This window comes from Gelidibacter maritimus (assembly GCF_014062315.1).
GTDB lineage: Bacteria > Bacteroidota > Bacteroidia > Flavobacteriales > Flavobacteriaceae > Gelidibacter > Gelidibacter maritimus.
This window is the reverse complement of record NZ_JACGLT010000008.1, coordinates 25,081-45,778: the sequence shown is the minus strand read 5'-3', so window position 1 is coordinate 45,778 and position 20,698 is coordinate 25,081. Positions and strand designations below refer to the sequence as shown.

General features: G+C 37.6%; 17 protein-coding genes. 8 read left to right on the top strand and 9 right to left on the bottom strand.

Translation table 11 applies throughout. From position 1 onward, the window contains the following. Positions 1–196: 196 nt before the first annotated feature. Positions 197–1,384: a PDZ domain-containing protein gene (locus tag H3Z82_RS11195; RefSeq protein WP_317172450.1), complete on the top strand. Its 1,188-nt coding sequence runs from the start codon at positions 197–199 to the stop codon at positions 1,382–1,384. A 48-nt stretch (positions 1,385–1,432) separates the two neighbouring features. Here the strand turns inward: H3Z82_RS11195 and H3Z82_RS11190 are convergent, their stop codons facing one another. After that, the gene (locus H3Z82_RS11190) at positions 1,433–1,858 is read right to left on the bottom strand and encodes a DUF1573 domain-containing protein (RefSeq protein ID WP_182205715.1); all 426 of its coding nucleotides are present in this window, start codon (positions 1,856–1,858) and stop codon (positions 1,433–1,435) included. A gap of 190 nt (positions 1,859–2,048) precedes the next feature. Here H3Z82_RS11190 and H3Z82_RS11185 point away from each other — a divergent pair, with 190 nt between their 5' ends. Next, complete coding sequence (locus H3Z82_RS11185) at positions 2,049–4,679, top strand: valine--tRNA ligase (protein ID WP_182205595.1); 2,631 nt, start codon at positions 2,049–2,051, stop codon at positions 4,677–4,679. A 419-nt stretch (positions 4,680–5,098) separates the two neighbouring features. On the opposite strand, the gene rodA is transcribed toward H3Z82_RS11185, so the two are convergent. From rodA to purH, 6 genes are all read right to left on the bottom strand, one after another. After that, positions 5,099–6,376 (bottom strand): rod shape-determining protein RodA, encoded by a 1,278-nt coding sequence (gene rodA, locus H3Z82_RS11180; RefSeq protein WP_182205594.1) that lies wholly within the window; start codon positions 6,374–6,376, stop codon positions 5,099–5,101. A gap of 4 nt (positions 6,377–6,380) precedes the next feature. After that, entirely contained in the window at positions 6,381–8,324 is a 1,944-nt protein-coding gene (gene mrdA, locus H3Z82_RS11175) for a penicillin-binding protein 2 (protein ID WP_182205593.1), read from the bottom strand. Continuing rightward, entirely contained in the window at positions 8,321–8,827 is a 507-nt protein-coding gene (locus tag H3Z82_RS11170; RefSeq protein ID WP_182205592.1) for a rod shape-determining protein MreD, read from the bottom strand. Before H3Z82_RS11170 ends, mrdA begins: the two co-directional genes overlap by 4 nt. Further along, a complete protein-coding gene (gene mreC, locus H3Z82_RS11165; RefSeq protein ID WP_182205591.1) occupies positions 8,820–9,644 on the bottom strand; it encodes a rod shape-determining protein MreC in 825 nt (274 codons plus the stop codon). Before mreC ends, H3Z82_RS11170 begins: the two co-directional genes overlap by 8 nt. Before the next feature lie 9 nt (positions 9,645–9,653). Further along, a complete protein-coding gene (locus H3Z82_RS11160; protein ID WP_182205590.1) occupies positions 9,654–10,682 on the bottom strand; it encodes a rod shape-determining protein in 1,029 nt (342 codons plus the stop codon). Between the two features lie 148 nt (positions 10,683–10,830). Beyond that, a complete protein-coding gene (purH, locus tag H3Z82_RS11155; RefSeq protein WP_182205589.1) occupies positions 10,831–12,360 on the bottom strand; it encodes a bifunctional phosphoribosylaminoimidazolecarboxamide formyltransferase/IMP cyclohydrolase in 1,530 nt (509 codons plus the stop codon). Between the two features lie 206 nt (positions 12,361–12,566). On the opposite strand from purH, the gene H3Z82_RS11150 reads away from it, so the two are divergent. Continuing rightward, on the top strand, positions 12,567–13,817 hold the full coding sequence (locus tag H3Z82_RS11150) for an ABC transporter permease (RefSeq protein WP_182205588.1): 1,251 nt from the start codon (positions 12,567–12,569) through the stop codon (positions 13,815–13,817). 80 nt (positions 13,818–13,897) lie between these two features. Here H3Z82_RS11150 and H3Z82_RS11145 read toward each other — a convergent pair whose 3' ends face one another. Continuing rightward, a complete protein-coding gene (locus tag H3Z82_RS11145; protein ID WP_182205587.1) occupies positions 13,898–14,356 on the bottom strand; it encodes a GAF domain-containing protein in 459 nt (152 codons plus the stop codon). Between the two features lie 90 nt (positions 14,357–14,446). Here H3Z82_RS11145 and xrtF point away from each other — a divergent pair, with 90 nt between their 5' ends. From xrtF to H3Z82_RS11120, 5 genes are all read left to right on the top strand, one after another. Further along, a complete protein-coding gene (gene xrtF / locus H3Z82_RS11140; protein ID WP_182205586.1) occupies positions 14,447–14,992 on the top strand; it encodes an exosortase family protein XrtF in 546 nt (181 codons plus the stop codon). Then, a complete protein-coding gene (locus tag H3Z82_RS11135) occupies positions 14,992–15,429 on the top strand; it encodes an exosortase F system-associated membrane protein (RefSeq protein ID WP_182205585.1) in 438 nt (145 codons plus the stop codon). Before xrtF ends, H3Z82_RS11135 begins: the two co-directional genes overlap by 1 nt. Positions 15,430–15,442: 13 nt before the next feature. After that, positions 15,443–15,883 carry an HYC_CC_PP family protein gene (locus tag H3Z82_RS11130; protein WP_317172449.1) on the top strand — a complete coding sequence of 147 codons (441 nt, stop codon included), beginning with the start codon at positions 15,443–15,445 and terminating at the stop codon, positions 15,881–15,883. Positions 15,884–16,100: 217 nt separating this feature from the next. Then, positions 16,101–18,353, top strand: coding sequence for a TonB-dependent receptor (locus H3Z82_RS11125; protein ID WP_182205584.1), 2,253 nt, complete (start codon positions 16,101–16,103; stop codon positions 18,351–18,353). A 155-nt stretch (positions 18,354–18,508) separates the two neighbouring features. Further along, positions 18,509–18,871, top strand: a complete 363-nt coding sequence (locus tag H3Z82_RS11120) for a heavy-metal-associated domain-containing protein (protein ID WP_182205583.1) — start codon at positions 18,509–18,511, stop codon at positions 18,869–18,871. 173 nt (positions 18,872–19,044) lie between these two features. On the opposite strand, the gene groL is transcribed toward H3Z82_RS11120, so the two are convergent. Beyond that, entirely contained in the window at positions 19,045–20,676 is a 1,632-nt protein-coding gene (gene groL / locus H3Z82_RS11115) for a chaperonin GroEL (RefSeq protein WP_182205582.1), read from the bottom strand. Between the last annotated feature and the right edge of the window lie 22 nt (positions 20,677–20,698).

Below are 20,698 nucleotides of genomic sequence, written 5' to 3'. Positions count from 1 at the left end.
AAAATAGGAATTTGGACTTAAAGATTTGTAAATTGTAATTACGCTAGCGTCATTGATGATGATTAAGAGCTCTATTACTTTTTTATGCATCCTATTTTTCTGTGGACCGTCCATCTCGCAGAGCGGTTTTCGTCTGGATCAAACGAAACGTTCAAAGATCAAATTTGAACTTATTGACAACCTCATTATTATTCCCGTGGAAATTAACGGAGCACAATTTTCCTTTATTTTAGATTCGGGGGTTAGCAAACCAATTTTATTCAATATTGTCAATTCTTCAGACTCCCTGAAATTTAAGAACGTAGAAAGTATTTATCTCAGAGGCTTGGGAGATGGAGCGTCGACAATAGCCCTAAAATCATCAAAAAACAATTTTAGAATTGGTGCCGCCATAAATGAGAATCAGGATGTGTTTATACTCTCCGATGAGACCATTAACTTTACCCCCAGGTTGGGCATTCCGGTCCATGGAATTATTGGCTATGATCTGTTTAAGGACTTTATTGTTGAAATAAACTATGGATCAAAATTTATCCGGTTAAATGATCCTAAAATCTATAAGTATAAACAATGTAGGCGTTGTGAATCTTTAAATCTCACACTTTATAACAACAAGCCATTTATTGACGCCATGGTAGAAGTGAAAGGAGAACGTGTTCCCGTAAAATTATTGATGGATTCTGGTGGAAGTGATGCGCTGTGGTTGTTTGAAAATGATTCGTTGGGATTGGTGCCAGAAGATGGCTTTTACTTTATGGATTTTTTAGGAAAAGGACTAAGTGGCAGTGTTCATGGAAAACGGTCAAAATTAAAACGGTTTTCAATTAATGACTTTCACATAAGCAACTTAAACGTGACTTATCCAGATTCGGCGGCAGTAAGTTTTGCAAGAAAGTACAAGGCAAGGAGTGGTAGTATGGGTGGGGAGTTATTAAAGCGTTTTAATATTATTATGGATTACCCAAATACAAAGGTTTCTTTTAAAAAGAACAAACATTTTAAAGCCCCATTTGAATACAATAAAAGTGGCATTGTGTTAGAGCAAGATGGGGTTAGGATTGTCAAGGAAAGAGAACAGCTCGGCCAATTTAATCCTAACCAATCTAAAGAAGAATTATCGAGGCTTACCGTAGTGGCAGCTTATAAATTTACGCTTAAACCCGCCTTCCGAATTGTAGAGTTGAGACCTGGATCACCTGCCGAAAGAGCAGGTTTGATGTTGGGCGATATTATTTTAACCATCAATAACAAGGAGACCCATAGCCTAAAATTGCAAGAGGTCAATACGTTTTTTAGAGGTGAGGCAGGGAAACGGATTAAACTCAAAATTAACAGGGATGACGTGATTATGAACTTTCTCTTTAAACTGGAAAGCTTGTTGTAAAAAAAAAGCTCCCATAAAATGAGAGCTTTTTAATTTGTAAAGGAATACCTATTGTTCCATAATGCTTCGGTCTCTTTTTTCTAAAAGACTCGTTTTGGCAGGATCAACAACTTCGCCTTTAATTTTAAGGGCAACAGTAGGGGTATCGGCATTAGACAAAACCGTAATAGTCTTTCTAATCGGATTAACACGTTGGGTATCATATTTTACTTGTATCTCGCCAGTTTGACCTGGTAAAATTGGTCCTTCAGGTTTTTTAGGCACTGTACAACCGCAAGTTGAGTTAACTCTTGTTATAATTAACGGGGCATTACCTGTGTTTGTAAATTCGAAAACACGAACACCATCAGAACCTTTCTCAACGGTACCATAATCGATAACATCAGTCTTGAATTCAATTTTGGCTACTTTTTCTTGTGCAAAAGCAGAAATGCTTAACATTCCCACAAATAAAAATGCTATTAAATTTTTCATCATTTTAATTTTTAAAATTGATAGGGGTCAAAATTAGTTACTTTTCACCATTTCACAAAATATATTAGTTGAACGGTATGATTCTGTTTTAATGCGAATCTACATTTGGGTTAAAATTAGTTTTTATAATTTCACAAAAACAGAAATATAAGTAACTTTGCCTGTTATTATACAAAAACAGTACCAAAGTATGCAGATCCCAGCAAAATATTCCGCAACCAAAGTAGAAAACAAGTGGTATTCCTATTGGATGGAACACGAGTATTTTAAATCCGTTCCAGACGAGCGAGAGCCTTATACCATTGTTATTCCACCTCCAAATGTTACCGGGGTTTTGCACATGGGACATATGCTGAATAATACCATACAGGATGTCTTGATTCGCCGTGCCCGACTACAGGGTAAAAATGCATGTTGGGTTCCGGGCACAGATCATGCTTCAATCGCCACCGAAGCTAAGGTCGTGGCCAAGTTGAAAGAACAGGGCATAGACAAGAATAAATTGTCTCGAGAAGAATTTTTAAGCCATGCTTGGGATTGGACCCATGAATATGGTGGGGTCATTTTAGAGCAGCTAAAAAAACTGGGTTGTTCATGCGATTGGGACCGGACTAAGTTTACTATGGATGATGAGATGAGTGCATCCGTCATTAAAGTCTTCGTTGACCTTTATAACAAGGGTTTAATTTATCGTGGCTATCGCATGGTCAATTGGGATCCGGAAGCTAAAACAACCTTGTCGGATGAAGAAGTTATTCATATAGAACGCACTGACAAATTGTACTACGTTAAGTATCAGATTGAAAATCAGGATGATTTTGTAACCATTGCTACAACACGCCCTGAGACGATTTTGGGCGATACTGCGGTATGTGTGAATCCTAATGATGAACGCTTTCAGCATTTAATCGGCAAAAACGTCATTGTGCCAATTTGTAACAGAATTGTGCCAATAATTGCCGATGATTATGTGGATATGGAATTTGGAACGGGATGTTTGAAAATAACGCCAGCACACGACATCAATGATAAGGAGATTGGAGATAGACATAATTTGATGGTAGTGGATATTCTTAATGATGATGCAACTTTAAATAGTTTTGGTCTTCATCATGAAGGGAAAGATAGAGAAGTGGCAAGAAAAGATGTGACCCAAGAATTGCGAGATTTGGGTATTCTTGACAAAACAGAAGATATTACTCATAAAGTTGGAACCAGTGAGCGTACCAAAGCAGTGATAGAGCCAAGACTTTCTGATCAATGGTTTTTGAAAATGGAAGATCTTGTTAAACCGGCTATTAAAGCGGTCTTGGAAGATGAAGAGGTAAAGTTATTTCCAAAACGATTCAATAATACCTACCGTCATTGGATGGAAAATATCCGCGATTGGAATATTTCACGTCAGTTACTATGGGGGCAGCAAATTCCTGCTTATTTCTACGGCGATGGAAAAGATGATTTTGTGGTGGCCGAAAGTCTTGAGGAAGCACTTAAATTAGCTCAGCAGAAATCGGATAACTCCCAACTCACACAAGCCGATTTAAGGCAAGATAAAGATGCTTTGGACACTTGGTTTTCATCGTGGCTATGGCCAATAACTGTTTTTGATGGTATTAGGAATCCGAACAACCCTGAAATTGAATATTATTACCCAACCAATGACTTGGTGACAGGTCCGGATATTTTGTTTTTTTGGGTCGCGCGAATGATCGTTGCTGGTTACGAATACCGTGATGAAAAACCTTTTGAAAATGTCTACCTCACAGGGTTAGTCCGTGATAAGCAACGTCGGAAGATGAGTAAATCTTTAGGAAATTCTCCTGATGCTTTAAAATTGATTGACGATTATGGCGCTGATGGGGTACGTGTGGGATTGTTGTTGAGTTCGGCTGCTGGAAATGATTTAATGTTTGATGAAGAGTTGTGCAACCAAGGAAAAGGATTTGCAAATAAAATATGGAATGCCTTTAGATTAGTCAAAGGATGGGAAGTGGTAGAAATAGAGCAGCCGGAAGCCTCTAAAATTGCGGTGGAGTGGTACCAAGCCAAGTTTCAACAAGCCTTGGCTGAGATCGAAGATCACTATGGTAAATATCGCTTGTCTGACGCCTTAATGGGTATTTATAAGTTGATTTGGGATGATTTCTGTTCTTGGTTACTAGAGATGATCAAACCAGAATATCAACAGCCCATCGATTCGAAAACATTTAAAAGTGTTATTGAACTTTTTGAGTCCAATTTGAAGCTTTTACATCCTTTTATGCCATTTTTAACTGAAGAAATTTGGCAATTTATTGCGCAACGACGTCCAGAAGAGGCCCTGATTGTTGCCCAATATCCGAAAGCTGAATCTTATGATGTTGATTTAATTGCAGACTTCGAAATGGTCAAAGAGGTGGTTTCGGGAATTAGAACCATCAGAAAAGATAAAAATATTTCTTTTAAGGATAGTATTGAATTAGCAGTCATCAATAATGAGAAATTATCGGAACGCTATAATTTTGTGATTGAAAAGATGGGTAATATTTCCAAAATGGATTCAGTGACCAATCCTGTGGAAAGTGCCTTAAGCTTTAGAGTGCATTCCAACGAGTATTTTATTCCTATTTCGGGGGCTATCAATGTGGAAGAAGAAGTCAAAAAATTAAATAGCGAATTAAACTATACCGAAGGTTTTCTGAAATCGGTACAAAAGAAACTATCCAATGAGCGTTTTGTGAACAATGCACCTGCCCAGGTATTACAAAATGAACGCAACAAGGAAGCAGACGCTTTGGCTAAAATAGAAACCATTAAGTCGAGCTTGGCCAATTTGAAGTAGATGAGATTCATATTGGAAGATCAATTATTTAGACGCAAATCATTTCTTGGTAAGACTTCGTGATCTTATTGATATGGTAAGATCTATAAATTGCAAACTGATGCTTGTGAATTTTAGTTGTTGATTTGTGTAGACTTTATTAATGATTTCATCGCGGATCGTGCGGATAGACGCAAAGATTTGTCAAGAAAATCTCTGTGAAATTCTGTGTAAAAACTACTGATGATTTTCCCGTAAATTTGCTTCGCCGGTTGCCTATCGTTCAAATTAAAAATTCATGCGGAAGTATCAAAATAAACGCTCAGTCAACCACTCATAACTTCTCATCTCGGTGAGCCATCGTGGAATAGCTTGTGGGTGTTAAGAGTTGAAATTTGGTGCTTTATAAGTTAGAACATAGAAAATTGAACCGTCAAAATCTACCATTCATTAATCCTATTCGAATCTAATTTTATAAAAATAAACAGTAAAATGGTGAATGCCCAAAGTGCAGAGCCCCCATAGCTAAAAAACGGAAGTGGAATCCCGATGGTCGGTATCAGGCCCATCACCATGCCTATATTGATCAAGAAATGGAAAAACAGAATGGAGGCTACACAATAGCCATAAACCCTACTAAATTGTGATTTTTGTAATTCGGCTAAATATAATATCCTGAGCAGTAATGCCACAAAAAGTATCACTAGAAGTGCACTTCCCAAAAAGCCCCATTCTTCACCAACAGTACTAAAAATATAATCTGTATGCTGTTCGGGTACAAATTTACCAGTAGTTCTTGTACCTTGCATGAAACCTTTGCCTGTTAATCCTCCAGAGCTGATTGCTTTTTCTGATTCGTGCAAGTTGTATAAAATTGTCTGTTTTAATTCACGAAGCTTTTGAGGATCATTTTCCAAGCGTAACCATAGGCTGATTCTGTCTTTTTGGTGAAATTGTAAGATGTTATTGTAAAAATATTTTATACCAAAAGACACTGCCAAACAGAGTAAAAGAATGGCGATAGGCTGTACAATATGTGGTCGCTTCTTTTGTCCAAAAAAGTGATGTCCAAATATTAATAATCCAGCGACAAGCACAGCAACAACTACATTAAATTTAAGGGCCAATACAGCCAATAAAACAAGAAAAACAGCAACGACAAGGTATATCTGTTGCAGCCCTTCTCTGTAAAATACAAAGAAGAAAGCAACATAAACCAGAGCGCTTCCTGTATCGTTTTGCAACACGATTATAATAGCAGGAAGTGCAATAATACCCGCTGCCTTAACCTGATCCTTCAGTGTTTTCATATTGGTTTGAAGGTCGCTTATATATTTCGCTACAGCCAAAGATGTTGCAAATTTTGCGAATTCGCTGGGCTGTAAGGTCATCCCGCCTATGCCATACCAACCTAAGGCGCCATTGACATTTTTTCCAAAAAGAAATAACCCCAGTAAAGAAATCATGGACAAAATATAGATAATACTGGCAAAACGTTCGTAAAACTTGGCGTCTAAGGCGAGGATGAGAATGATTAAAACAAAAGTGAAAATAATAAATATAGATTGTTTGCCGTAAGGGTGGCTCATGTCAAAGTAGCTCACAACCTCACCAGTATGTGATGCAGACATAATGTTAAGCCATCCAAAACCCACCAACAATAAAAACAAAGCAATGGTGATCCAATCAAAATCCAACCCTCTAAAATCTCTCTGCATCTATTTATTGGTTAAATGGTGATTTACGCGTGCTTACCGGATTTATAACAGTGTCTTTGGTTATCCTGTCAATAACCTGCAGCGCGGATTGTCTGTTAATTCCAAATTCTTTTCCTGAATATGGTTTTGCATATTCGTTTTCCAAACTATGGGTGAGAATCCAATTTTCCATGGCTTCCATCGTGACCTCGCCTCTAATATATTTTTCAATCATTAAACTTGCTATACGCCCTGCAAACCGACTGCCCCAATAACCATTTTCAACAAAAACAGCAATAGCAATTTTAGGATCGTCCTTAGGCGCAAAGGCCACAAAAATGGAATGATCGGTCAATTGAGTTCGTTTCCCATTTATCCTCATAAAGTTTTCGGCAGTTCCTGTTTTACCACAAATATCAATTCCAGGCACGCGAAGATTATATGCAGTACCGGTGTTATAAACATCAAACATACCCTGTACCACAGGTTCAAAGTGCGCTTTATCAATAGTGGTGTGCTTAGGCGTGGTGTATTTTTCGTCTATGGTATCGCCTTCAATACTTTTTATAATGTGAGGCGTATAATAATGGCCTCTATTGCTAATGGCGGCCACCATATTTGCCAGTTGAATGGGTGTAGTCTCCACCTCACCTTGTCCAATAGAGTTAGAAATATTATAGGTAGAAGACCAGCGGTTTTCGCCGTACCACTTATCATAAAATGCTCCATCTGGAATTCGGCCTTTGTTTCCAATCTTCAGATCATAGCCTAAATAGTCGCCAAGTCCAAAGCTTTTCACATGGTTGCTCCATACATCCATCCCTTCAGAAGGTTTATCATACTTATCAATAATACGTCTATAGACATTAACAAAATATGCATTACATGACTGGGCAATACCTTGATTCATGGATATCGGACTCACATGGCTATGGCATGCCGTCAACCGTCTGCTGCCTAAATAATAACCGTGTCTACAAGAGAATTGATCTTGCGTAGTCACTACTCCTTCTTGGAGGCCTATTAAAGCACTCATCACCTTAAAAGGAGATCCAGGAGGATATTGCGCCTTTAGGCTTCTGTCATATAAAGGTTTTGCAATAGTATCATTGTAAAGTTTGGTGAAATTTCGAGATCGTTGGCGTCCAACCAATAGATTGGGATTATAGGAAGGAGCTGATACCATGGCAAGAATTTCACCGGAACTTGGCTCAAGAGCAATGATACCACCGTGTTTATGCCGCATTAAAAGCTCGCCGTATTCCTGAAGGTCAGAATCAATGGTAATACTAATATCCTTTCCTGGTTCTGGTAAAGTATCATAAATGCCCTCTTTATAGGGGCCAATATCTCTATTGAAGCGGTCTTTTTGTATAAATTTTATCCCTTTAACACCACGCAACTCCTCTTCGTAAGATAATTCAACACCTTGTTTGCCAATCAAATCGCCACTTTTGTAATAGGGTTCGTTTTGAATAATATAATTGTTGACTTCTCCAATATCTCCCAAGACATTAGCTCCAATAGTTGTTTGATAATCTCTCAACGATCGCTTTTGAATATAAAACCCTTCGTATTTCCTTATTTTTTCCTGCAGAACCGCATATTCCATTCTAGAAAGTTGTGGAATAAAAACAGAAGGTAGCCGTGGTGAATACCGATACGCCTTATTATAAAAATTAATAAAATCTTCCTTACTGATATTTAACAGGTTGCACAACTCCAGAGTATCCAATGGTTTTACTTCCCGCGGAATAAACATCACATCGTAAGATGGTTGATTGGCTACCAATAGTTTGCCATTTCTATCGTAGATATAACCACGTTTAGGGTAGTCATAAACCTTCCTGATGGCATTGTCGTCCAGCAAGTTGTAAGGGTCTTCATTGTACACTTGTAAATAAAATAAGCGTGCAATAAAAATCAACCCTACCAAAGTAATCGTTGAAAGCAGTAGCAATTTTCTCATTTACGTTTAGGGCTAAAAAGTATGGTGATAATCAAACAAAGTATTATAGTGAAAATCCCTGAGAATAACGTTTTTTGAAGTATTAAAATTATTTTAGAAATGTTAAAAATTTCTAAGGAATACATAATTAAATGATGGATCAATATCAATGCGGTGAAATAGGTGAATTTACTGCTAAAATCGGTTTGGTTGAATTTTATGGATTGATAGTCATAGATCGTTCCAAAAGAAAACTTCAAGAAGATAGGTCTTATATAGGCCAAGGTGACACAGGCAGCGGCATGGACTCCTCCTGAATCTGAAAAAACGTCCACACTAAAACCTAATAAAAATGCTAAGAAAACAAATAAGGTTCGGTTGTTGTTTGCAGGAAATAGTATGATGAATAGGATATAAATATACGGATTGATGTATCCCAAAAAATTGATATGGTTAAAGATCAAAACTTGAACCAAAACCAATACGATAAACCTAGCGGCTAAATTTAAAGTTAACTTAGTCATTTTTTGGCTTTTGAAGCGATTTTAATTCAGCGGCCTGTAAGTTTTCAATCACATACACATGGCCAATATTGGTCATGTCATTAAACAATTTGACGTTTACAATATACGAGTCGCCGCCACTGTCAATATTATACGAGTTGACCGTACCAATTAAAATACCTTTCGGGAAAATGGTAGATTGCCCGCCGGTCATGATCGTGTCGCCAATGGCAACGGGCGCAAACTTTGAAATATCAATGAGTTGCGCAAACTCAGGAGATTCCGTATTCCATACTAACGAACCAATATGATTGGTCTTTTTTAATTGGGCATTGATACGGCTGCGGGTATTTAAAATTGATAATACTGATGCGTAATTTTGAGATGTATTTTCAACAATACCAACAATCCCTTGAGACGTGATCACCCCATAATCAACTTCAATACTATCTTTTTTCCCTTTGTTAATGGTCAGATAGTTAGCGGATTGTGAGTAGCTGTTTTTATAAACATTGGCAGTCCGAAACTTGAAATGCGCATCCAATTTTAAGCTGTCCTTAAAGTCAGATCGTATGGTGTCTACATCCAAATTATGAACTATGGACTTTAGCATTCGATTTTCCTCAAGCAAGGCTTTGTTTTCCTTGATCAAATTAAAATATTGGCCTATGCCGTTGGCGGTTTGATAAACCGCACCCGTCACAAAATTGGAAGAGTTTATGAATTTACTTTTGTGATAGGAATGCGATTGGATTGTAAAAAATAGAGACAAGCCAAAAAGCAACAAAAACACCAAAAAAGTTTTGTTCCTAAGTACAAAGTTTATGATTTGTTGCATTTAAACTTACTATTTTATCAATATACTTTTGAATTTAGGAAGGTTTTTTAATACAATTCCCGTTCCTCTAACTACGGCTCTTAAAGGATCTTCAGCAATATACACCGGCAAATCTGTTTTTTGAGATAAACGTTTATCCAAACCTCTAAGCATGGAGCCTCCACCTGCAAGGTAAATACCAGTGTTGTAAATATCTGCGGCCAATTCTGGCGGGGTTTGAGATAGCGTTTCCATGACAGAGTCTTCTATTCGTAAAATGGATTTGTCAAGCGCCTTTGCAATTTCTCGGTAAGAAATTTGTACCTGTTTAGGTTTTCCGGTCAAAAGATCTCGCCCTTGAACGCTCATTTCTTCTGGAGGTAACTCTAAATCTTCAGTAGCGGCACCAATCTGTATTTTAATTTTTTCGGCAGTACGCTCACCAACATATAAGTTGTGCTGTGTACGCATATAATATACAATGTCATTGGTAAATACATCACCAGCAACTTTAACAGATTTGTCGCAAACAATACCACCTAAGGCAATGACTGCAATTTCTGTAGTTCCGCCACCTATATCTACTATCATGTTCCCTTTTGGTTGCATAATGTCAATGCCAATACCAATAGCTGCGGCCATGGGTTCGTGTATCAGATAAACCTCCTTACCGTTAACGCGCTCACAGGATTCTTTTACGGCGCGCATTTCCACTTCAGTAATTCCTGATGGAATACACACCACCATACGTAAAGCAGGAGAGAAGAGCTTCTTCTTTAAAGCAGGAATGTTTTTTATGAACAAACTGATCATTTGTTCGGAGGCATCAAAATCAGCAATAACCCCATCTTTCAGTGGTCTGATCGTTTTAATGTTTTCATGCGTTTTCCCTTGCATCATGTTGGCTTCTTTTCCAACAGCAATTATTTTTCCTGAAATTCGGTCTCTTGCAACTATTGAAGGGTTATCGACAACAACTTTGTCATTGTGGATAATTAAGGTATTTGCGGTTCCTAAATCTATGGCTATTTCTTCGGTTAAGAAATCAAAAAATCCCATCTATATTGTTGATTATTTAGGTTGATATTAGTTTGTTTGTTGATATTGTTGTAAATGTAGTAAAACTTCATAAATATCAAAGGTTATATTACATTGGTATTTGTTCATTTTCAATGTCAGTTATAATGGCTTTTCAGTTTGATCCGGTTTAGTGCTTAAAATGCCGTGTTCCGGTAAATACCATGGACACATTATTCTGGTTGCAATAATCAATACTCAACTCATCCTTTATGGAACCTCCAGGTTGAATTACTGAAGTAATACCTGCATTTTTTGCAATTTCCACACAGTCAGGAAACGGAAAAAATGCGTCACTTGCCATAACAGCACCTTTCAGATCAAAGTTGAAAGATTTTGCTTTATGGATGGCTTGGTTAAGAGCATCCACACGACTGGTCTGCCCAGTTCCACTAGCAAGTAATTGTTTGTTTTTTGCCAATACAATCGTATTGGATTTGGTGTGCTTGCAAATTTTGGAAGCAAAGATCAAGTCTTCTAACTCGTTTTGCGAAGGTTTATTGTTGGTCATATAACTTAAATCAGATATAGCATCTGTTTTATTGTCTTTATCCTGTACCAGCACCCCGTTTAAACACGTTCTTACGGTAGTTTTTGGAAGCGCTATCTCTTTTTGGATCAATAGGATTCTATTCTTTTTACCTTCTAAAATTTCTTTCGCTTCCGCGGAAAAGCTAGGCGCTATGACCACTTCGCAAAATAAACTGTGGATTTCCTCTGCGGTTGCCTTGTCAATTTCTGTATTTGCAATTAAAATGCCACCAAAAGCCGAAACAGGATCACCCGCCAAAGCATCCACATAGGCCTGATGCAACGTGTCTCTTTGCGCAAATCCGCAAGCATTATTATGTTTTAAAATAGCGAAGGTTGGCGCTTCGCCTTTAAATTCATTCATCAAATTTACCGCCGCATCCACATCCAGCAGATTGTTATAGCTCAAATCCTTTCCATGAAGTTGGGTAAACATGGCATCAAAATCTCCATAGAAAAAACCTTTTTGATGAGGGTTTTCTCCATAACGTAACGCTTTACCGCTGGTCTCACTGATTTTAAAAACCGTTTCCTGTTGATTCTTGTTGAAATAATTAAAAATGGCTGTGTCATAATGTGAGGATACATTAAAAGCCTTAGCTGCAAAACGTTTTCTGTCGTCATCTGAGGTTTCTCCTTTTTTACTTTTTAAGAGTTCCAAAAACTCACTGTAATCTTCAACCGAAGAAACACAAACCACATCCGAATAGTTTTTTGCCGCCGCCCTGATTAGGGAAATACCTCCTATATCAATTTTTTCGATGATATCCTCATGACTTGAGTCTGAAGCTACCGTTTTTTCAAATGGATATAAATCAACAATGACCAAATCAATTTGAGGAATTGAAAATTCAGCCAATTCAGCCACATCTTGAGTATTGTTCTGACGGTTTAAAATACCACCAAAAACTTTAGGATGCAAAGTTTTGACACGACCGCCCAAGATGGAAGGATAGGAGGTTACATCTTCTACCGGAATGACGTTGACACCCAAATCTTTTATGAATTTTTCAGTGCCACCTGTAGAGTAAATAGTAACGCCTAACTGGTTTAATTCTTTAACAATAGGTTCTAATCCGTCCTTGCTGAAAACAGAGATCAAGGCAGATGAAATGGTTTTGTTGTGCATTGTATTGTGTGTTTGGTTTGGCCTCATAATCCAACGAAGGCGATGGAATAATGATAATTTAATGAAATACTGATTTTTAAAGCGCAAAAGTACATATTATTGAAGACAATTTGAGGTAACCAGAGGCAGTTTATTTATGTTTTTTGTAACAAATTATTGTCGCAAACGTCCTATCTTTAAAATCGTTTTAAAACTACTAAAATTACATGCTGCTTTACTTACGCTTATTTAAAGAAAGTTTTTCATTTGCCATAAATGCACTTACTAATAATAAGCTGCGTACTTTCTTGTCATTATTGGGTGTTACAATTGGTATTTTTTCAATTATTGCAGTATTGGCAGCGGTAGATTCGTTAGATAGAAATATTCAAGATCAACTCTCGGGTTTGGATAAAAACACCATGTATCTAACGAAATTTTCCTTTGGCCCCACTGATGTTCCAAGATGGCAACGCGATAACTTTCCTCAAACTGAATACAGCGACTTTGATTTTATAAGACGAAATGTGCCAGATATTGCTGCTTCTGCATACGTTATTTTTGGAAGCCCACAAACGGTAAGATATGGTGCAGAAACGATTTCTGGAGTAGATATTTCACCTGTGTCTAACGAAATTTATGAGATTGAGAACATTAAAATTGAAGAGGGCCGCTTTTATACAGAGTCAGAATCAATAAATGGAGCTCCTGTTATAGTTTTAGGGCACTCCATTGCAGAAAATTTGTTTGGACAATCAAACCCAATCGGCAAGCAGATTAGGGTCTACGGACGGAGGCTGACGGTTATTGGTGTGATGAAAAAAATGGGTGCAGGGCTTGGAGGCAGTCCAGATGATAAGGGCTATGTTCCCGCTAATTTTGTCCGTCGTTTTCAAACCGGTGGGGTTGACGGTATCCCTGGAGCAGTCATTATTAAACCGAAAAAAGGTGTGGACATGGGAGCATTTGAAGGGATTTTGAAACAAAGGTTTAGAATTTATAGAGGCTTAAAAGCAGGAGAGCCTGATAACTTTTTTGTAAATAAGATGTCGGGGTTTACAGACGCTATTGATGGGATCATCGGGACAATGAATATCATGGGTTGGATTATTAGTGGTTTCTCTTTATTGGTTGGTGGTTTCGGAATTGCAAATATCATGTTTGTGAGCGTAAAGGAACGTACAAATCTTATTGGGATACAAAAATCGCTCGGTGCCAAAAACCGATTTATTTTATTTCAGTTTTTATTTGAAGCGGTCATTTTAGCGGTCATTGGCGGACTTGTAGGACTGTTTTTTGTTTGGATTGGATCTTTGATTGCCTCGCAATTTACGGGCGATTTCGAATTTGTGCTTTCTGCAGGAAATATGTTTTTAGGGTTTATCCTATCAACAATAATCGGATTGATCTCTGGAGTAATTCCTGCTATTTCGGCATCAAGGTTAGATCCTGTTGAAGCGATCCGTACGGGGATGTAATTCAAAAACCTCAATTGTAAATACCATACGCCAACAGATTTAGCATAATTTATCGGCGTTTGGCACATTTACATGGCTATCTATGATAAAATTGAAGCCACTTGAGCACATACAAATTCTAAAAATCGCTCGTCAGCTTCCGTAAACGGGTCTATGGTATTGGAATCAATGTCAATTTGACCAATATTGTGGCCATCGACAAATATCGGAACAACAATTTCAGACTTTACCGTGATGCTGCAGGCAATATAATTGTCCTGTGCGGAGACATCTGGAACTACGAAATTCTCATTGCTCACTGCCACCTGTCCGCAAATGCCTTTTCCAAACGGAATTATGGTATGGTCTGTAGGCTCACCAACATAAGGCCCTAATTTTAATTCTTCCTTATTTCCATTTCTAAAGTAAAATCCAACCCAGTTATAATACGGAACGTTCGATTCAAGAACTTCACAGATAGCTAACAACTGTTTATCAACGGATGTATTGGTGTCAGAAATTATCGTGTTTATTTGCGGTTTGAGTTCGTTTAAGGTCATTGTTTAAAAGTTTTGGTAAAAGTATTTAAAATGTGCCGCTTCAATCGGCTTTTTGTATATTTTTAACAACCTAAAGTAAATTTTGAATTCTTGAAGGATCTGATCATAAAGTACAAATCGGTTATTAAGTTTATCCTGACCTTTCTGTTGGTTTATGGCGTATTGACTTTTGCCTATATGCTGTATTTAGATTTATCTGAAGGCTCAGTGTATTACCCTGATTATCTAACTAATTTGGTTGCCAAACAAAGCAATGAATTGTTGCATACCTTTGGCTATGATTCGCAAATTGCAGAACATCCTGATGAGCCCTCAATGAAGCTTATAATCAATGGCAAATATTTGGCGCGTGTGGTTGAGGGGTGCAATTCTATAAGCGTTATTATTTTGTTTGCTTCCTTTATAATTGCATTTGCAGGAAAGTTTAAAACTACCTTTTTCTATATTTTAGGAGGCAGTGTACTTATATATATCGTAAATCTTTTAAGAATTGTGATTTTATCGATTGGCTTATATCACTATCCATGGCGAAGAGAGGAGCTGCATACAGTCATTTTTCCGTTGATCATTTATGGAATGGTTTTTCTGCTATGGATGTTTTGGGTCAATAGATTTTCAAATATAAGCAAGACGTAATGAGTAATGTTGTAAAAATGATTGCGCTTTTGGTACTATTTGGGTTCTTGATCCTCATACGTGCTTTTGAGAACGAATTATTCTACGACCCGTATTTGACGTTTTTTAAGAATGATTACCTGTACATCGATAATCCGCGTCGCGAAGTTTTAAAATTGACACTCTTCACGGCGCTTAGATACTTCCTGAATTCGGTAATTTCACTGAGCATTATCTATATATTTTTTAAGGATTGGGGTGTGGTCCAATTTTCAGCACTTATCTATGTTGTTTCATTTTTTATACTCTTGACGTTTTTCTTGTATTTTGTAGTGAACCCAAGACAAGAGGACTATTATATCTTTTTCAATATCAGACGTTTCTTGATACAGCCATTACTTTTACTGTTATTATTGCCGGCTTTTTATTATCAGCAATTGAAATCGAAAAAAAGTTAAGTTTTTTCGTTTTATGGAAAAGATGACAATATTTTGTAATTTTGCATCTATGTATCAAGAAAATATCCATAAAGGTTTTTCAATGGCCATTGCATGGTTGGTGCTGTTGTCCACGATTACATTTACACTGGAAAAGCATTTCTGTGGGGATGTTTTGATTGATACTGCTATTTTTTCTAAGGCTGAGTCTTGCTGCAATCTTGAAGTTCTGGCTATGGCAGAAAAGAAATCTTGCTGTAAAGAGGAGGTTGAAGTGATCAGAGGTCAAGATAGCCTCAAAAAAGCAATATTTGAAGACCTGCACAATGATCAGCAAATTGTTCTGGTCACATTCTATTATTCTTATTATAATCTTTTTGAAGGACTGCCAGTACAGTTCATTCCGCATAAGAATTATTCTCCACCACTATTGGTTACTGACATCCAAATTTTGGATCAAGTTTTTATAATTTGATTCCAAAACTTTTAAGAAGGTGTAGTGCATGCTTGTGCTCCTTTTTTATATAGTTCAATCTCAGTTACTTTAAAATCTCAAATCTTATTTTAGACTTATGGCTTCTTTATTCATGCCGGTGCTACACGTATCAACGAATTAAGAAAATCATGTTTGTTTCAAGATTCTTTCAAATTAAAGAGCTTTAGGTCAAAATAACAACACTTTTAATTTATCAATGAAAAATTTATTATATATCCTCATGTTCCTACCAATGCTTGTCTGGTCTCAGGAAAACATTGAAGGAATCATAGTTGAAATTACAGAACAAAATAACGCCATTCCGTTACCGGGTGCCAATGTGTATTGGCTGAACTCAGCGGTAGGTGCAACTACAGACATTGATGGGAAATTCAATATTCCATACCAAAAAGGATTCACTAAATTGGTAATCAGTTATGTGGGATATAAAACTGATACCTTAACGGTCAGCGCTCCCAAATACATTAAACACGCGTTAAAATCGACGAGCGAATTAGATGAAGTTACCGTTACCTCTCGTAAACAAGCTACCTCAAAATCGTATATGCAATCTGCCAACGTCACCTTTGTGAGTAGTGATGAATTGTTGAAGGCAGCTTGTTGTAACCTATCGGAAAGTTTTGAAACCAATCCGTCAATTGACGTCAATTTTGCCGATGCCGTAACGGGCACCCGACAGATAAAAATGCTAGGATTGACCAGTCCTTATATTTTGATTACTGCAGAAAATATCCCTACGATACGCGGAGCTTCTCAAGCTTATGGACTGAGTTTTACACCAGGCACCTGGGTTGAGAGCATACAAATTACCAAAGGTGCCGGGAGTGTGGTCAATGGGTTTGAAAGTATTGCCGGACAGATCAATACAGAGTTGGTCAAACCGACAACCGACAACAGACTCTTTGTTAATCTTTATGGTGCAAGTAGCGAACGGATGGAGGCTAACGTGCATTTGAACACCAAGGTCAGTGAAAAATGGAGCACGGGTTTATATGTCCACGGAAATACACACAATAAAAAGCATGATGTCAATGACGACGGCTTTATGGATATGCCTATTTATAAGCAAATCAACGTGATGAACCGTTGGCAATATACAAATCCTGAGAAAGGTTTTGTGAGCTTCATTAACTTCAGTTTCTTGGACGATTCAAAACAAACTGGTCAGCTTAATTTTAATCCTGATACAGATAAATTGACAACCAATGCCTGGGGAAGTGAAATTGATACCAGAAGATTTGATGTTTCTTTGAAATCAGGTTATGTCAATCCAGATATTCCGTGGCAAACCGTTAGTTTTCAGACCGCTTTTAGCAGTCATAAACAGGATTCTTATTTCGGGTTGAGCCTTTATGATATTCTTCACAACAGCTTATATATTAACGGAATATACAACTCCATTATCAGTGATTCCAGGCATAAGATAAAAACGGGAATCAGTTATACGTATGATCATTATGACGAATTGGTGATTAATGAGGATTTTGAACGTACAGAAAACTCTATAGGTGCTTTTTTGGAATATAATTTTGATAATCTTGAAGATTTAAATTTAACCGCTGGTCTCCGTATTGACAGGCATAATGTGCTAGGAACATTTGTCACTCCACGATTTCATGCGCGTTATACGCCATGGGAGAAGTCGGCATTGAGAGCGTCGTTTGGGCGCGGTAAGCGTAGCGCGAGTATTTTTGCCGAGAATCAGAATGTGTTTGCCACTTCAAGAACACTGTTGATAGACGGGTCTACACCGTTGGGCAGTTTGAAAGGCGCCTATGGTTTGGATCCTGAAATTGCGTGGAACTATGGTATGTCATTTTTGCAAGGTTTTAACCTCTTTGGAAACAAAGCCGATATCACCTTTGATTACTACAGAACGGATTTCAAAAATCAGATTGTGGTAGATTATGAAAACCCACAGCAGGTGAATTTTTATAATCTTGATGGTGAAAGTTATGCCAACAGTTTTCAAGTGGAATTGAATTATAATGTTTTTGAAGGATTTGACTTAAGAACTGCCTATAAATTTTATGACATCAAGACCCAATACAATTCTGGAAAGTTAGAAAAGCCATTGATATCTAAGCATCGTGTTTTTGGGAATGTTTCTTATGAAACGAAGAAGACTGAGCGCTTTTCTCATTGGAAATTTGATGTGACCTACAACTGGTTGGGCGAACAGCGATTCACTTCTACAGCATCAAATCCTATGGCGTACCAATTACCCGAGCACACACCAACCGTTGGCACAATTAATGCGCAAGTGACAAAAGTGTTTTCTGAGAAGTTTGAAGTATATTTAGGTGGGGAAAACATGACCAATGTGAGACAGAACCAACCAATTTTAGGAGCAGATGATCCTTTTGGAGCGAATTTTGATACAACGTTTGTTTATGGTCCTATCTTTGGAAGTATGTACTATGCGGGATTGAGATTTAAAATTAAGTAATTTTAGCCACGAATTCACCACTATTTTTTTAGAAAACATTTGTGTATTCGTGGCAAATTTCAAGAATCAAACAATTATTAATAAATTCCTTCCTTTGAAGGCAAAAAATAAAAATTAATAAACGCTCACCGTCGTGGGCATGAAAATCAAACATTATGAAAAAAATAGTATTCGTAGTACTCGTATTAGTTGGAAGTGTCACTTACGCACAGAATAGAAATGCTAAAGCCACTATTGAAGTGGATGGTGTATGTAATATGTGCAAAGAGCGTATTGAAAAGGCAGCAATAAAGGCGAAAGGTGTAAAAATTGCCAATTGGGACGTCAATACCCACGAACTGAAATTAATTTATGACGAAAGAAAGACCAGTATGAAAACCATTAAGCAAAGTATTGCTGATGCGGGTCATGATACCAAAGAAATTAAAGCATCCGATGAAGCTTATCATAGCTTGCACAAATGTTGCTTGTATAGAGATGAAGCGGTAAGAGATGATCATAAAGACGACAAGCAATAGGAGTTTATCAATATGGTTATGCTCTAAATGAAGTGTTACATTTGGTCTGTATATAATGACCTTTTGTAATTCAGCTTATTTAAGGCCGGCTTTTAAAGAAACACCCATGAAAAACAAAAACGCCTCGATTCAATCGAGGCGTTTTCTATAATAGGGATGTCTAAAGTTTTGACTTACATCATGCCTGGCATGCCGCCGCCGCCCATTGGAGGCATTGATGGCTCATCTTCTTTGATGTCTACCAAAGCACATTCTGTAGTCAGAATCATACCAGCAACAGAAGCTGCATTTTCCAATGCAATTCGTGTTACTTTCTTAGGATCAATAATTCCAGCTTTCAGCATGTCCACATAAGTTTCTGTCTTTGCATCAAAACCATATTCTTTTTTGCCGTCCATAACTTTGGCTACGACAACACTACCTTCTCCACCAGCATTTTCAACGATGGTGCGTAAAGGTGATTCGATGGCACGTGCTACTATTTGAACACCAGTTGTTTCATCTAAGTTTGCAGTGGTCAATTTCTCCAATACTGATTTTGCTCTGACAAGTGCAACACCACCACCGGCAACAATACCTTCTTCAACAGCTGCTCTTGTGGCATGCAATGCATCATCAACACGGTCTTTCTTTTCTTTCATTTCAACTTCACTTGCGGCACCTACATATAGTACTGCAACACCGCCTGCTAACTTAGCTAAACGTTCTTGAAGTTTTTCCTTGTCATAGTCAGACGTTGTTGTTTCAATCTGTGATTTAATCTGGCTTACTCGAGCTTGGATGTTAGCTGCTTCACCTGCACCATTTACAATAGTGGTATTATCTTTATCAATAGTAATGGTTTCAGCAGAACCTAACATGGATAAATCGGCGTTTTCAAGAGAGAAACCTCTTTCTTCTGAAATCACGACACCGCCAGTTAAAATGGCAATATCTTCTAACATCGCTTTACGTCTGTCACCAAAACCTGGAGCTTTAACAGCAGCAATTTTTAAACCACCACGCAGTTTGTTTACCACTAAAGTAGCTAAGGCTTGGCCTTCAACATCTTCAGCAATAATCAATAGTGGACGGCCCGACTGTGCAACTGGCTCCAAAATTGGAAGGATTTCTTGTAGATTTGAAATCTTTTTGTCAAACAGTAAAACATAAGGATTTTCTAAATCAGCAATCATTTTGTCAGCATCGGTAACAAAATATGGCGACAGGTACCCTCTGTCAAACTGCATACCTTCAACAACATCAACATAAGTATCTAAGCCTTTTGCCTCTTCAACAGTAATGACCCCTTCTTTTCCAACTTTATTGAACGCTTTGGCTACCAATTCGCCAATAGTATCATCATTGTTGGCAGAAATAGAAGCCACTTGTTTGATCATTTCTGAAGAGTCACCAACTTGTTTGGTTTGCTTTTCAAGATCTGCAACAATAGCTTCAACCGCTTTGTCAATACCGCGTTTTAAATCCATAGGATTTGCACCAGCAGCAACGTTTCGTAAGCCTTCTTTAACAATAGCTTGTGCCAAAACGGTGGCTGTAGTTGTACCATCACCAGCTAAATCGTTGGTTCTGGAAGCAACTTCCTTTACCATTTGAGCGCCCATGTTTTCAAGAGCGTCTTCTAATTCTATTTCTTTTGCAACAGTTACACCGTCTTTAGTGACTTGTGGTGCACCAAAAGATTTACCAATAATAACGTTGCGGCCTTTAGGGCCTAAAGTTACTTTTACTGCATTTGCCAATGCATCCACACCGCGTCTAACACCGTCTCGTGCTTCAATATCAAATAATATATGTTTTGCCATAATTATAATTTTTTGTTTTGTA

What these genes read in the sequence shown, in the direction of transcription:
- H3Z82_RS11190 (WP_182205715.1), bottom strand. Translation starts at nt 1,858, where the DNA reads ATGAAAAATTTAATAGCATTTTTATTTGTGGGAATGTTAAGCATTTCT.
- H3Z82_RS11185 (WP_182205595.1), top strand. Translation starts at nt 2,049, where the DNA reads ATGCAGATCCCAGCAAAATATTCCGCAACCAAAGTAGAAAACAAGTGG.
- rodA (WP_182205594.1), bottom strand. Translation starts at nt 6,376, where the DNA reads ATGCAGAGAGATTTTAGAGGGTTGGATTTTGATTGGATCACCATTGCT.
- mrdA (WP_182205593.1), bottom strand. Translation starts at nt 8,324, where the DNA reads ATGAGAAAATTGCTACTGCTTTCAACGATTACTTTGGTAGGGTTGATT.
- H3Z82_RS11170 (WP_182205592.1), bottom strand. Translation starts at nt 8,827, where the DNA reads ATGACTAAGTTAACTTTAAATTTAGCCGCTAGGTTTATCGTATTGGTT.
- mreC (WP_182205591.1), bottom strand. Translation starts at nt 9,644, where the DNA reads ATGCAACAAATCATAAACTTTGTACTTAGGAACAAAACTTTTTTGGTG.
- H3Z82_RS11160 (WP_182205590.1), bottom strand. Translation starts at nt 10,682, where the DNA reads ATGGGATTTTTTGATTTCTTAACCGAAGAAATAGCCATAGATTTAGGA.
- purH (WP_182205589.1), bottom strand. Translation starts at nt 12,360, where the DNA reads ATGCACAACAAAACCATTTCATCTGCCTTGATCTCTGTTTTCAGCAAG.
- H3Z82_RS11150 (WP_182205588.1), top strand. Translation starts at nt 12,567, where the DNA reads ATGCTGCTTTACTTACGCTTATTTAAAGAAAGTTTTTCATTTGCCATA.
- H3Z82_RS11145 (WP_182205587.1), bottom strand. Translation starts at nt 14,356, where the DNA reads ATGACCTTAAACGAACTCAAACCGCAAATAAACACGATAATTTCTGAC.
- H3Z82_RS11135 (WP_182205585.1), top strand. Translation starts at nt 14,992, where the DNA reads ATGAGTAATGTTGTAAAAATGATTGCGCTTTTGGTACTATTTGGGTTC.
- H3Z82_RS11130 (WP_317172449.1), top strand. Translation starts at nt 15,443, where the DNA reads ATGGAAAAGATGACAATATTTTGTAATTTTGCATCTATGTATCAAGAA.
- H3Z82_RS11125 (WP_182205584.1), top strand. Translation starts at nt 16,101, where the DNA reads ATGAAAAATTTATTATATATCCTCATGTTCCTACCAATGCTTGTCTGG.
- H3Z82_RS11120 (WP_182205583.1), top strand. Translation starts at nt 18,509, where the DNA reads ATGAAAAAAATAGTATTCGTAGTACTCGTATTAGTTGGAAGTGTCACT.
- groL (WP_182205582.1), bottom strand. Translation starts at nt 20,676, where the DNA reads ATGGCAAAACATATATTATTTGATATTGAAGCACGAGACGGTGTTAGA.